The organism is Mycobacterium sp., from assembly GCF_035603715.1.
Taxonomy (GTDB): Bacteria; Actinomycetota; Actinomycetes; order Mycobacteriales; family Mycobacteriaceae; genus Mycobacterium.
Genome location: NZ_DATNJW010000384.1, coordinates 1 through 12,459 on the forward strand (window position 1 = coordinate 1; position 12,459 = coordinate 12,459).

Here is a 12,459-nt window from a genome sequence, read left to right on the forward strand (position 1 = left end):
GGCCCGATCAACTGGATGCGCCCGCTGCGCGCGATCGCGGCCCGGCACGAGGTGCTGGCCATCGAGGTGATCGACCCCCGTGATGTCGAGCTGCCCGACATCGGCGACGTGGTGCTGCAGGACGCCGAGTCCGGCGTCACCCGCGAGTTCACCATCGACGCGCAGCTGCGCGAGGATTTCGCCAAGGCGGCCGCGGCGCACCGCGCCGACGTGGCGCGCACGATCCGCAGCTGTGGCGCCCCGCTGATGACCCTTCGCACCGACCGTGACTGGATCGCCGACATCGTCCGTTTCGTCGAGTCCCGCAGGCGCGGGGCACTGGCGGGGCGGCAGTGACTGGCGCCTTTCCCGCTCCGAACACCACCCCGATGCCGTTATGACCCTGCCTTTGCTCGGCCCGATGTCGTTGTCGGGGTTCGAACATTCGTGGTTCTTCCTCTTCCTTCTTCTCGTCGTCGGGTTGACCGCGCTCTACATCGTCATGCAGGTGGCCAGGCAGCGGCGGATGCTGCGGTTCGCCAACATGGAACTGCTGGAAAGCGTTGCGCCCAAGCGGCCTTCGCGCTGGCGGCACGTTCCGGCGATCCTGCTGGTTGCGTCGCTGGTGCTGTTCACCATCGCGATGGCCGGACCGACCAACGACGTGCGGATTCCCCGCAACCGCGCGGTGGTGATGCTGGTGATCGACGTGTCGCAATCGATGCGTTCCACCGACGTGCAACCCAACCGGATGGCCGCCGCGCAGGAAGCCGCCAAGCAGTTCGCCGACGAGCTGACGCCGGGAATCAACCTCGGGCTGATCGCTTTCGGCGGCACGTCGACGGTGCTGGTGTCGCCGACGACCAACCGCGAGGCGACCAGGAATGCGCTGGACAAGCTGCAGTTCGAGGACCGCACCGCCACCGGCGAGGCCATCTTCACCGCGCTGCAGGCCATCGCCACCGTGGGCGCGGTGATCGGCGGCGGCGACAAACCACCGCCGGCGCGCATCGTGTTGTTCTCCGACGGCAAGGAGACGATGCCGACCAATCCGGACAACCCGAAGGGCGCGTTCACCGCCGCGCGCACCGCCAAGGACCAGGGCGTGCCGATCTCGACGATCTCGTTCGGCACCCCGTACGGCTTCGTCGAGATCAACGACCAGCGCCAACCGGTGCCCGTGGACGACGAGACGCTGCGGAAGGTGGCACAGCTCTCGGGCGGGAACGCCTATAACGCCGCCAGCCTTTCCGAGCTGAAGGCCGTCTACGCGTCCCTGCAGCAGCAGATCGGCTACGAGACCATCAAAGGCGATGCCAGTGTGGGCTGGCTGCGCCTGGGTGCGCTGGTACTGGCGGCCGCGGCGCTGGCGGCGCTGCTCATCAACCGTCGGCTGCCGACCTGATCCCACTTCGACACGGGGAGGGGCAGATGTCGGCCCCGCCGCACCGAGGCGATAAGTTGGCCGGGTGACTGACACGGCCACCGAGCTCGCCGACTCTCCCGCCAGCGGCGGCAAACCCGCATTCGTATCCCGTTCGGTTTTGGTGACCGGCGGAAACCGGGGGATCGGTCTGGCGATCGCGCAGCGGCTGGCCGCCGACGGCCACAAGGTGGCCGTCACGCATCGCGGATCCGGGGCGCCCGAGGGACTGTTCGGGGTCGAGTGCGACGTCACCGACAACGACGCCGTCGATCGCGCCTTCAAAGAGGTCGAGGAGCACCAGGGTGCGGTTGAGGTGCTGGTGTCCAACGCCGGCATCTCCAAGGATGCGTTCCTGATCCGGATGACCGAGGAGCGGTTCGAAGAGGTCATCAACGCCAACCTCACCGGGGCGTTCCGGGTCACCCAGCGCGCGTCGCGCAGCATGCAGAAAAAGCGCTTCGGCCGGATCATCTACATCGGCTCGGTCTCCGGCAGCTGGGGCATCGGCAACCAGGCCAACTACGCGGCCGCCAAGGCCGGTCTGATCGGCATGGCGCGCTCGATCTCCCGGGAGCTGTCCAAGGCCGGGGTGACCGCGAACGTGGTCGCCCCCGGCTACATCGACACCGAGATGACCCGCTCGCTGGACGAACGGATTCAGGCCGGAGCGCTGGAGTTCATTCCGGCCAAGCGGGTCGGCACCGCCGCGGAGGTCGCCGGGGTGGTCAGCTTCCTGGCGTCCGAGGATGCCAGCTACATCGCCGGTGCGGTCATCCCGGTCGACGGCGGCATGGGCATGGGTCACTGACGAAACCACAAGATTAGGACGGACATGGCAGGACTGCTCGAAGGCAAACGGATCCTGGTCACCGGGATCATCACCGACTCCTCGATCGCGTTTCACATCGCCAAGGTGGCCCAGGAGGCGGGGGCGCAGTTGGTGCTGACCGGATTCGACCGGTTGCGGCTGATTCAGCGCATCGCCGATCGGCTGCCCGAAAAGGCCCCGCTGATCGAACTCGACGTGCAGAACGAGGAGCACCTGGCCTCCCTGGCGGATCGGATCAGCGCCGAGATCGGCGAGGGCAATAAGCTCGACGGGGTCGTGCATTCGATCGGCTTCATGCCGCAGACGGGAATGGGCGTCAACCCGTTCTTCGACGCGCCCTACGAAGACGTGTCCAAGGGCATCCACATCTCGGCCTACTCGTACGCCTCACTGGCCAAAGCCGTACTGCCGATCATGAATTCCGGCGGCTCGATCGTCGGCATGGACTTCGACCCGACCCGGGCGATGCCGGCGTACAACTGGATGACAGTGGCCAAGAGCGCGCTGGAATCGGTCAACAGGTTCGTGGCGCGCGAAGCGGGCAAGCACGGTGTGCGCTCCAATCTCGTTGCCGCCGGACCGATCCGGACCCTGGCGATGAGCGCCATCGTCGGCGGTGCGCTCGGCGACGAGGCCGGCGCCCAGATGCAGCTGCTCGAAGAGGGCTGGGACCAACGCGCGCCGATCGGGTGGAACATGAAAGACCCGACGCCGGTGGCCAAGACGGTGTGCGCACTGTTGTCGGAGTGGCTGCCGGCGACCACCGGGTCGATCATCTACGCCGACGGCGGCGCCAGCACCCAGTTGCTCTAGCAGCCAATGGATTTCGACGCCGTCCTGCTGTTGTCCTTCGGCGGGCCCGAAGGCCCGGATCAGGTACGGCCGTTCCTGGAGAACGTTACCCGTGGCCGGAATGTGCCGCCAGAACGTCTCGACGACGTAGCGCAGCACTACCTGCACTTCGGTGGGGTGTCGCCGATCAACGGGATCAACCGGGACCTGGTCGCCCAGCTGCAAGCTGTGCTGGACATCCCGGTCTATTTCGGCAACCGGAACTGGGAGCCTTACGTTGAGGAAGCCGTTGCCACCATGTGCGACAACGGGATCCGGCGGGCGGCGGTGTTCACCACCTCGGCGTGGAGTGGGTATTCCGGCTGCACCCAGTATTCCGAGGATCTCGACCGGGCCAGGCGGGTCGCCGGGCCTGGTGCGCCCGAGCTGGTCAAACTGCGGCGATACTTCGATCATCCGCTGTTCGTCGAGATATTCGCCGACAACATCGCCGCCGCCGCGCGCACGGTGCCGCAGGATGCACGGCTGGTGTTCACCGCGCACTCGGTACCGGTGGCCGCCGACGACCGGCTCGGCCCCAAGTTGTACAGCCGCCAAGTGCATTATGCCGCAGGGCTTGTCGCGGCGGCCGCGGGTTACACCGACTACGACCTGGCCTGGCAGTCCCGCTCGGGGCCGCCGCAGGTGCCGTGGCTGGAGCCGGACATCGCCGACCACGTTGCGGCGCTCACCGAGACCGGCACCACGTCGATCATCGTCTGCCCGATCGGTTTCGTCGCCGACCACATCGAGGTGGTGTGGGACCTCGACACCGAGTTGCGCCAACAGACCGACGCCGCGGGCATAGCGCTCGCGCGGGCCGGAACGCCCAACGCCGATCCGCGTTTCGTTCGGCTCGTGCTGGACCTTATCGACGAACTACGTTGCGGCCGTGCGCCCGCGCGGGTGATCGGACCGGACCCAGTGCCCGGCTGCGCGGCCGGCATCAACGGCGAGCCGTGCCGTCCGCCGCACTGTGTGGCCGATCGGGTCAGCTCTGCCACGCCGCGTGCAGAATCGCGCTGAGCGCAGCCGTTCTCGCCGACCGCACGACCGATGCCAGTGGTCGCAGCGCGTCGGTGGCGATCTGGGTCTCGGACAACGACTGTGTGCCGATTCGGGACAGTCCCGCGCTGACCGTGATGATCGCGTCGACGTGTGCCGCGTTCTCCAGCACCCGTAAGGCGCGCGACGGGGCGGGTTCGGGAACCTGATGGTGCCGTGTGGATTCCAGCAACTGCTCCACCAGCCCGCGCGGATCGTCGACGTCGACGCCGGCCGACCCCAGCCCGATGGTGGTCAGGGCAGTGGCGGCGGATCGCACCGCTGACCGCAACGTGTATTCCGCCTCACCCAAGTCGATGTGGTCGATCACCGGGGCGCCGGGCAGCGAGTACACCGTCCACGACAGCGCACATAACTCGGGGATCACGAGTTCGTCGTCGTCGGATTCGTCATAGCCGTATTCGGGGACCAGCCCGACGGCGAGGCTGGGATCGTCGGGGTGCGTGACGATCACCGCCTCGCCCACCGCAAGCGCGTCACGCTCGAACTGCGTGCCCGGGGCCAGCCCGCGGACATCGCCGGGAACCGGCAGCGCCACCCTGATCGACGGCGTGCCCGTTGCGGCGCGTCCGGCCGCCGTCCGCAACGTCTGCAGCAGAGATACCGCACCCGCATCGTTGATGTCCGGCCACGGCAGCCCAGTGTGTCCCGCCGCGACAGCATCATACGCGGTGACGGAATGTGATGGCGCCCAACAGGATAACGCGTCGAGGACGTCGTCGGGCGCGGCCTTGCCGGCAAGCCAGGCATTGGCCCAGACCGAGAGCGTTGCGCTTGGGCACCACATGGTTTCGCAGTCTAGTTGTTCGCCGTGGCCAAGGCCGATCACACGATATCCTGACGGCATGTCCGCGGCTGTGATCTGGCTGATCGTCGCACTGGGGTTGGCTGGCGCGGAGGCGCTGACCGGCGATACGTTCCTGCTCATGCTGGGTGGTGGCGCGTTGGCCGCGGCCGGATCCAGCTGGCTGCTCGATCTGCCGATCTGGACTGATGGTGCGGTTTTCCTGGTGGTTTCGGTGCTGCTGTTGGTGCTGGTCCGACCCGCGCTGCGGCGGCGTCTGACCCCCGCGAAGAGCCTGACGACCGGCATCGAGGCGCTGGAAGGTAAAAGCGCGCTGGTGCTCGATCGGGTGGCCCGCGACGAGGGTCAGGTCAAAGTCGACGGTCAGGTATGGACCGCGAGGCCATTGAATGAGGGTGACGTGTTCGAACCCGGCGAACGCGTGACGGTCATGCATATCGATGGGGCCACTGCGGTGGTCTGGATCCCTTAAATCCTCTGAGAGCTTTAGGAGCATTCCATGCAAGGTGCTACTGCCGGGCTGTTTTTGTTCGCCGTGTTGGTGGTGTTCGCAATCATCGTGGTGGCCAAGTCGGTGACGCTGATCCCGCAGGCCGAAGCGGCGGTGATCGAACGGCTGGGCCGCTACAGCCGCACAATCAGCGGGCAGCTGACCCTGCTGATCCCGTTCATCGACCGGGTCCGCGCCCGGGTGGACCTGCGCGAACGGGTGGTGTCGTTCCCGCCGCAGCCGGTGATCACCGAGGACAACCTGACCCTGAACATCGACACCGTGGTGTATTTCCAGGTCACCGTTCCGCAGGCCGCCGTCTACGAGATCAGCAACTACATCGTCGGCGTCGAGCAGCTGACCACCACCACCCTGCGCAACGTCGTGGGTGGGATGACGCTGGAGCAGACGCTGACCTCCCGCGACAAGATCAACGGTCAGCTGCGCGGGGTGCTCGACGAGGCGACCGGCCGGTGGGGCCTGCGGGTGGCCCGGGTGGAGCTGCGCAGCATCGACCCGCCGCCGTCCATTCAGGCCTCGATGGAAAAGCAGATGAAGGCCGACCGGGAGAAGCGGGCAATGATCCTGACCGCCGAAGGGAACCGGCAGGCCGCGATTACCGAGGCCGAAGGTGCCAAGCAAGCACAGATCCTGGCCGCTGAGGGCGCCAAGCAGGCCGCGATCCTGTCCGCCGAGGCCGGCCGGCAGTCTCAGATGCTGCGCGCTCAAGGTGAGCGGGCCGCGGCCTACATGCGGGCGCAGGGGCAGGCCAAGGCAATCGAGAAGACGTTCGCCGCGATCAAGGCCGGCCGGCCCACCCCGGAGATGCTGGCCTACCAGTATTTGCAGACCCTGCCGGAGATGGCGCGCGGCGATGCCAACAAGGTGTGGGTGGTGCCCAGCGACTTCAACGCGGCGTTGCAGGGTTTCGCCAAGCAGCTGGGTACTCCGGGCCAGGACGGGGTGTTCCGGTTCGAGCCATCGCCGGTCGACAACACCCCGCCGCCAGAGCACGACGACGAGGACATGGACGGCTGGTTCTCCACCGAGACCGACCCGGCGATCGTCCAGGCGGTAGCCAAGGCAGAGGCGGACGCGCGTCTGACGGCGGACGGCAGCCTGCCGCCGCAGCACGAGCTGAGGCAGTGATGTGGGCGGTCTGACGTCACCGAAAACGTATGCGGCCCTTGCGGCTTTCCAGGCCGTGGATGCGGTGGCATGCGCGATCCAGGTGCCGCCGATCGCGAGAACCCTTGACACTTTGGGTGTGCCGCAAAACATTCGGTGGCTTCTGCCGGCGGCCAAGGCCGCTTCTGTCGTCGGTCTGCTTGCGGCCGGCTGGAGCCCGGCATTGGCGCGTCTCACCACAGCGATGCTGACGCTGTACTTCGTGCTCGCGGTGGGCGCACACGTTCGCGTTCGGGATCGCCCCGTGAATGCCCTTCCGGCGGCGTCGTTCTTGGCCACCCACGCCGTGCTGACCTGGAAAGGACCAGACCCGGGCTAATGCGGGGTTAATCACGATCGCGTTCGAATCGGCAGGTAATGGGTACCTGACCGCCTGATGAACAGTGCGCGCCGGCCAACCGGCCTGAGTCGGCGGCGGCCCCGGCGCTGGACCCGTGACCAGATCCAGGTCACCGACCCCGAAGTGATGCGCCGGTCCATCAAAGGTGCCTCGATCGGCAACTTCATGGAGTGGTACGACTTCGGGGTCTACGGCTACATCGCCACCACGATTGCCCAGGTGTTTTACCCCGGCGACAGCGTCAGCGCGGTCCACCTCATCGCCACCTTCAGCACCTTGGCGGCGGCTTTCGTGGTGCGCCCGGTGGGCGGGCTCATCTTCGGTCCGCTCGGCGACCGCATCGGGCGCAAGCGGGTGTTGGTGATCACGATCGTGCTGATGACGATCGGTACAACCGGGACGGGTTTACTACCGGGCTACCACACCATCGGCGTGTGGGCGCCGATTCTGCTGGTTGTCGCGCGGGTGTTCCAGGGTCTTTCGACCGGCGGCGAGTACGTCGGCGCGATGACGTACATCGTCGAGCAGGCCCCGGACCGCAAACGCGGGATGGTGGTCGGCTTTCTCCCGCTGGGCAACCTGGCCGGGTTCGTGGCCGCAGGATTGATCGTCACCGGGTTGCAGACCTGGCTACCCAGCCACGACATGCTGACCTGGGGATGGCGGGTGCCGTTGTTGCTGAGCGCCCCGCTCGGGCTGGTCGCGGTGTTCATGCGGATGCGACTCCAGGAATCGCCTGCCTACCAGGGGGAGAGTAAGGACGCGACACCCGAGCACGATGCGCGGCAATACCGGCGCGCCATCGCCGAGCAGTGGAGGCCCATGCTGATCTGCGCGGCGCTGGTGTACACATCGAACGCGGCGGACTACATGCTCACCGGGTATCTCCCGACCTATCTCAAGGTCTTGGTGCACATCGGCCCAACGATGGGGCTCGCGATGATCACGGCGACGCTGATCATCCTGGCGATTCTGCTGGTGTTCGTCGCGGCGCTGTCTGACCGCATCGGCGTGAAGCCGATCATGCGGACAGGCTGCGGGCTGCTGATCGTCGCGTCGATCCCGGCGTTCCTGCTCATCCGCCAAGGCAGCGCCTTCCCGCTGATCTTCGTCGGGATACTGCTGATCGGGTCGATGGAACTCTGCTTCGACAGCACCTCACCGGCCACGATGCCGGCACTGTTTCCGACCAATGTCCGCAGCGGTGCGCTGGCCATCTCCTACAACGTCGCGATATCGGCCTTCGGCGGCACCACGCCGCTGATCGCCCAGGCACTGGTGTCCGGCACAGGCAACCTCATGGTGCCGGCGTACATGCTGATGGTCGCGGGGGTAGTGGGCGCGGTGACGCTGTTCTTCACACCGGAAGTTGCCGGTCGCCGGTTGCCGGGATCGCCGCCTAGTGTCGAGACCGAGCGGGAGGCCCGCGAGTTGGTGCAGGACGGCGATTAGCGGCGGCGCGTCGGTGGGATCAGTGCGGAGTGCCCGGAGGACACGGTGGCGGGTACACCGGCACCCCACCACCGCCTCGTGCGCTTCCGGGTCCGACGCGCCCGTACGGCCAACACTTCATCGCCGGGAGGGCGGGTTTGGGAGTCGCCGAATTCGGGTCCGGCGGTGGGTCCAGCGGCGCGGCACTGACAACGCCGACGCCGAACGTCAGCGTTGAGGCGGCGATTGCCGCGGTCGCGATCAGATGCCTTACGTCCATGTGGATTGCCTCTCAGACAGAAGACCGATACCTCGGCAGTGCGGAGTCACTGTCTGGCCCGTGCGAAATCGTTCAGTTATTCAGTGTATCTATCTATACGCACTTGTGCCGCGGCGAAGCGGATCACCCGCGCAGCGCCGCCTCGGGGGCGTCGTCGACGTCGGACACCGCGGCCCGGTGATGCCGGCGGTATTGCCGAATCTCGTACGCCAACAACGTGAGCCCGACCAAACCCGTGCTCAGCGACACCAGAAAAAGCAGTGGGCTGACGTCACCGGTGAGCGCATCGCCCAGGATCACCACGGCCGCAGTACCGGGAAACAGGCCCACGACGGTCGCCAACGCGTAGGGCAGCACGCGCACGCCGGAGGCGCCGGCGGCGTAGTTCAGCGGCGCGAACGGCAGCACGGGGATCAGCCGCAGCGAGAGGACCGCCAGCCAGCCTCGCTCGCGCAGACGGGTGTCGACCCTGTCGACCGCCTGATGGCGAACCAACCGGCTGAGCTGCCAGCCGGCGGCCCGGACCAGCACCAGCGCGATCATCGCGCTGCCAGTGCTGGCGGTGACCGCCAACGCGATACCGAGCAGTGGACCGAACAGCAGTCCGGCGGCCAAGGTGAACGCCGTACGGGGAACCGGCAACACGGTCACCACGATGTGAGCGGCGAGAAACGCCAGCGGGAACCACGGGCCCATCGACGTCGACCAGTCCCGCAGTTCCATCGCCGAGGGCAGATGAACAAGCAGCGCGACCGCCACCAGGATGACCATCACCGCGCCGGTCAGCACCAGTCGGCGCTTGGACACCTGGCGCGCGGTCACGGCCACCGCGGAGCCCAACGGACGTAGCGCGTCGGCGATTCTGTTGCTGGCGGGGCCGGTCACGGGGTGCAGCCTACGGGCAGGCGGTGAACAATCGGTCAGCGGACGATCAGCGACAGCAGCTTCCTGCCCAACGGCACTGGCGCTGAGCTGGTTTCGCTGTTGACCGTGATGTGCCGGCCGGATCGCAGCCGCAGCTCACGCTGCAGTTTGTCGTGTAACGTGCTGGCGGCCGCCGGGCACCCGCGACACGCGCCGGATAACCGCACGTTCACCCGGTCGCCCTCGACCGACACCAATTCGATCGAGCCGCCGTGTGATTCGGCGAGCGCGCCGATCGGTCCGGCGAGCAACTCGGCGGTGATCTCGGCAAGCCCGGTGGTGTCGTCGGGTGCGGCATCCACCCGCCACCCGGCCGGATCCAGCAGCGCGTCGCACAGGGCGTCGCGAACGCCGTCGCCCAACTCGCGCCAGCTGTTGCCGGCGCGCAGCGCGATCAGCACATCGCCTGTGCGGACCTGAATTTCGTCGATCACCCCACCGTCGAGCAGGTCGCCGAGGCGACCCGGGGCCTGACGTACCGTGCCCCTGGCCGGCAGCCGGTCTTCGGCCACCACCCAGCGCAGCTGCTGCGGATTCACGGTGGCGGTGGCGTGGATCGGGATCATGCGCCCACACCGATCGCAATCAACCGCGCGGCGAACGCCATTACCCAGGCGAGGATGAACATGTAGCCGAACGCGAAGGCGGGCCAACGCCAGGAGTTGGTTTCTCGGCGCATCACCGCGATCGTCGACATGCACTGCAACGCAAACATGAAATAGACCATCAGCGCGATGACCGTGGGCGCGGTGAAAATCCGATGCCCGTGCTCGTCGGTCATGCCGGCCAGCGCCGCATGCGGATCTTCGGGATCAGACGCAGCCGACACCTGGCCCAGGGTCGACACGAAAACTTCACGCGCCGAGAGTGATCCGACCAGAGCGATATCGGTCCGCCAATCGAAACCCAGCGGAGCGAACACCGGCTCGACAGCGCGGCCCACGTCGGCGGCGTAGCTGTGATTCATCACGTATGCGGTGGCATCGGTCGGGGACATCCCACGGGTCTGCACCTCGCGGACGGGCAGACTGAGCAGCGCCCACAGCACCAAAGAGGTGGCCAGGATGATGGTTCCCGCCTTACGCAGGAACACCCTGGCCGCGCTCCACATCGCGGCCAGCATCGCCTTCGGGGACGGCAGGCGGTAGGGCGGCAGCTCCATCGTGAACGGCAACAGATCGCCCCGCAGAATCGTCGACTTGACCAGCGACGCCGCGATCAGCGAGGACAACCCGCCGCCCAGGTAGAGCAGAAACATCGTCACGCCCTGCGCGCTCAGTCCCCACCACCTTATTTCGGGTGCCACCAGCAGCCCGACCAGCAACGTGTATACCGGCAGCCGCGCCGAGCACGTCATCAACGGCGCGGTGACGATGGTGGCGATCCGGTCTTTCGACGACGGCAACGTCCGGGTCGCCATGATTCCGGGGATCGCACAGGCAAACGACGAGAGCATCGCGACGAACGCGCGCCCCTCCAGCCCGGTCCTGGCCATCACCCGGTCCATCAAGAACGCCGCCCGTGACATGTAGCCGACGCTCTCCAGAAACGCGAGCAGGCAGAACAGCAATACGATCTGCGGGATGAACTGCAGCACGGTCCCGACGCCGCCGATGATTCCCTGGCTGAGCAGTCCGCGCAGCACCGGATTGCCGACGTGCTCGGCGACCTGTCTGCCGAGCCAGGCCAGCGCGTTGCCGATGCCGTCCCGCAGTGGGGCGGCGGCGGTGAAAAGGACCTGAAAGAAGTAGAACATCACCGCGAAGAACGTGACGGTGCCCCAGAGCGGGTGCAGCAGCACCCGGTCGATTCGGCGGGTGCGCTGATCCGGTTGCGGCGCAACATAATCGGCCGCATTGAGCACCGACTGACCCCACGCGTCGATGGCGTCCTGGCCGGGCGGGGGAAGCACCGGCGGCCGTTGCCACTGCCCGGAGGATGCCAGCTGGGCCCGCAGGTCGTCGATTCCCGATCCATGGTTCGCGACGACCGCGGCCACCGGGATGCCCAGCGCCGTCGACAACGCCTCGACGTCGATTCGGCCGCCGCGGGAGCTCAGTTCGTCACCCATGGTGAGCGCCAGCAGACACGGTAGGTCGAGCCTGAGCACCTGGCCGATCAGCAGGATCGACCGGCGCAGCGTGGTCGCGTCGGCGACCAACACCACCGCGTCCGGCCGGCCGATGTCCGGATATTTGCCGGCCAGCAGGTCGGTCACCACCTGCTCGTCGGGGCTGATCGGGTCGAGGCTGTAGGTGCCGGGCAGGTCTTCCACGGCAATCGCGACGCCGTCCACCATGGTGGTGCCGACGCTGCGTCCGACGGTTACTCCCGGGTAGTTACCGGTCTTGGCGCGCAACCCGGTCAGATGGTTGAAGACGCTGGTCTTGCCCGCGTTCGGGCTGCCGACCAAGGCCACCCGCCGGATGCCGCCGAGGGCGACCGGGGAGTCGGTGACGTCATGGCACGCGGTCATAGATCCACTTCGGGAACGACTTCGATGAGCTGCGCCTCGCGGCGGCGCAGACACAGCTCGGTGTCCTGCACGCGATAGATGGTCGGGTCACCAAGCGGTGCCCGACGGATCACATCGACGCGCGCTTTGGCGCGAAAGCCCAACTGCCCCAACCGATTCGCTACCATTGGATTGGCTTGGGCCACGGTGCCCACCACTGTTGCCCGCATTCCGGGTGTCAGCTGAGCAAGCGCGATCACCGAGCCGGTTTGATCGCCTGCGCCCTGCGGTGAAGTACGCATGATCGCCCTAACGTTAGCCGCTCTACCTTAGTAAGGTACTCCTCACCTGGGCGGGTCGTTGTGCCTCGTCAGACCCGGTCGCCGCAGGTTGTGCGGTCACGCGACCGAGCATCA

13 protein-coding genes and 1 pseudogene are annotated in these 12,459 nt (G+C 67.0%); 9 read left to right on the top strand and 5 right to left on the bottom strand.

Annotation, left to right across the window (positions count from 1 at the left end; all coding sequences use genetic code 11):
* From VN856_RS15875 to VN856_RS15895, 5 genes and pseudogenes are all read left to right on the top strand, one after another.
* Nucleotides 1–336 (top strand): annotated as a pseudogene (locus tag VN856_RS15875) (DUF58 domain-containing protein); the annotation flags it as partial.
* 40 nt (nt 337–376) lie between these two features.
* Complete coding sequence (locus VN856_RS15880) at nt 377–1,384, top strand: VWA domain-containing protein (protein ID WP_325690664.1); 1,008 nt, start codon at nt 377–379, stop codon at nt 1,382–1,384.
* Between the two features lie 64 nt (nt 1,385–1,448).
* Nucleotides 1,449–2,213, top strand: a complete 765-nt coding sequence (gene fabG1, locus VN856_RS15885) for a 3-oxoacyl-ACP reductase FabG1 (RefSeq protein WP_325690665.1) — start codon at nt 1,449–1,451, stop codon at nt 2,211–2,213.
* 24 nt (nt 2,214–2,237) lie between these two features.
* Nucleotides 2,238–3,047 carry an NADH-dependent enoyl-ACP reductase InhA gene (gene inhA / locus VN856_RS15890; RefSeq protein ID WP_325690667.1) on the top strand — a complete coding sequence of 270 codons (810 nt, stop codon included), beginning with the start codon at nt 2,238–2,240 and terminating at the stop codon, nt 3,045–3,047.
* Nucleotides 3,048–3,053: 6 nt separating this feature from the next.
* Nucleotides 3,054–4,091 (top strand): ferrochelatase, encoded by a 1,038-nt coding sequence (locus VN856_RS15895; RefSeq protein WP_325690669.1) that lies wholly within the window; start codon nt 3,054–3,056, stop codon nt 4,089–4,091.
* Here VN856_RS15895 and VN856_RS15900 read toward each other — a convergent pair.
* Entirely contained in the window at nt 4,057–4,917 is an 861-nt protein-coding gene (locus VN856_RS15900) for a hypothetical protein (protein ID WP_325690671.1), read from the bottom strand. The two genes, VN856_RS15895 and VN856_RS15900, sit on opposite strands and share 35 nt — an antisense overlap.
* A 58-nt stretch (nt 4,918–4,975) precedes the next feature.
* Between VN856_RS15900 and VN856_RS15905 the strand changes: the two genes are divergently transcribed.
* The 4 genes from VN856_RS15905 (at nt 4,976) to VN856_RS15920 (ending at nt 8,405) form a co-directional block, all read left to right on the top strand.
* The gene (locus tag VN856_RS15905; RefSeq protein WP_325690673.1) at nt 4,976–5,407 is read left to right on the top strand and encodes an NfeD family protein; all 432 of its coding nucleotides are present in this window, start codon (nt 4,976–4,978) and stop codon (nt 5,405–5,407) included.
* A gap of 27 nt (nt 5,408–5,434) precedes the next feature.
* Nucleotides 5,435–6,574 carry an SPFH domain-containing protein gene (locus tag VN856_RS15910; RefSeq protein WP_325690675.1) on the top strand — a complete coding sequence of 380 codons (1,140 nt, stop codon included), beginning with the start codon at nt 5,435–5,437 and terminating at the stop codon, nt 6,572–6,574.
* A 1-nt stretch (nt 6,575) separates the two neighbouring features.
* Nucleotides 6,576–6,932, top strand: coding sequence for a DoxX family protein (locus VN856_RS15915; protein ID WP_325690677.1), 357 nt, complete (start codon nt 6,576–6,578; stop codon nt 6,930–6,932).
* A 147-nt stretch (nt 6,933–7,079) separates the two neighbouring features.
* Entirely contained in the window at nt 7,080–8,405 is a 1,326-nt protein-coding gene (locus tag VN856_RS15920; RefSeq protein ID WP_325690687.1) for an MFS transporter, read from the top strand.
* Nucleotides 8,406–8,787: 382 nt separating this feature from the next.
* Here the strand turns inward: VN856_RS15920 and VN856_RS15925 are convergent, their stop codons facing one another.
* From VN856_RS15925 to VN856_RS15940, 4 genes are read right to left on the bottom strand one after another with little or no spacing between them, the layout of a single operon-like run.
* Nucleotides 8,788–9,549 (bottom strand): TVP38/TMEM64 family protein, encoded by a 762-nt coding sequence (locus VN856_RS15925; RefSeq protein WP_325690679.1) that lies wholly within the window; start codon nt 9,547–9,549, stop codon nt 8,788–8,790.
* Nucleotides 9,550–9,584: 35 nt separating this feature from the next.
* On the bottom strand, nt 9,585–10,154 hold the full coding sequence (locus VN856_RS15930) for a NifU family protein (RefSeq protein WP_325690681.1): 570 nt from the start codon (nt 10,152–10,154) through the stop codon (nt 9,585–9,587).
* Nucleotides 10,151–12,064: a ferrous iron transporter B gene (gene feoB, locus VN856_RS15935; protein ID WP_325690683.1), complete on the bottom strand. Its 1,914-nt coding sequence runs from the start codon at nt 12,062–12,064 to the stop codon at nt 10,151–10,153. Before feoB ends, VN856_RS15930 begins: the two co-directional genes overlap by 4 nt.
* Nucleotides 12,061–12,345 carry a FeoA family protein gene (locus VN856_RS15940; RefSeq protein WP_325690685.1) on the bottom strand — a complete coding sequence of 95 codons (285 nt, stop codon included), beginning with the start codon at nt 12,343–12,345 and terminating at the stop codon, nt 12,061–12,063. The genes feoB and VN856_RS15940 overlap by 4 nt, the downstream gene beginning before the upstream one ends.
* Between the last annotated feature and the right edge of the window lie 114 nt (nt 12,346–12,459).

Bases quoted from the DNA above. Each gene is read 5' to 3' on its own strand.
- VN856_RS15910 (WP_325690675.1), top strand. From the start codon at position 5,435: ATGCAAGGTGCTACTGCCGGGCTGTTTTTGTTCGCCGTGTTGGTGGTG.
- VN856_RS15900 (WP_325690671.1), bottom strand. From the start codon at position 4,917: ATGTGGTGCCCAAGCGCAACGCTCTCGGTCTGGGCCAATGCCTGGCTT.
- VN856_RS15895 (WP_325690669.1), top strand. From the start codon at position 3,054: ATGGATTTCGACGCCGTCCTGCTGTTGTCCTTCGGCGGGCCCGAAGGC.
- VN856_RS15905 (WP_325690673.1), top strand. From the start codon at position 4,976: ATGTCCGCGGCTGTGATCTGGCTGATCGTCGCACTGGGGTTGGCTGGC.
- inhA (WP_325690667.1), top strand. From the start codon at position 2,238: ATGGCAGGACTGCTCGAAGGCAAACGGATCCTGGTCACCGGGATCATC.
- VN856_RS15920 (WP_325690687.1), top strand. From the start codon at position 7,080: ATGCGCCGGTCCATCAAAGGTGCCTCGATCGGCAACTTCATGGAGTGG.
- VN856_RS15930 (WP_325690681.1), bottom strand. From the start codon at position 10,154: ATGATCCCGATCCACGCCACCGCCACCGTGAATCCGCAGCAGCTGCGC.
- VN856_RS15880 (WP_325690664.1), top strand. From the start codon at position 377: ATGACCCTGCCTTTGCTCGGCCCGATGTCGTTGTCGGGGTTCGAACAT.
- feoB (WP_325690683.1), bottom strand. From the start codon at position 12,064: ATGACCGCGTGCCATGACGTCACCGACTCCCCGGTCGCCCTCGGCGGC.
- VN856_RS15940 (WP_325690685.1), bottom strand. From the start codon at position 12,345: ATGCGTACTTCACCGCAGGGCGCAGGCGATCAAACCGGCTCGGTGATC.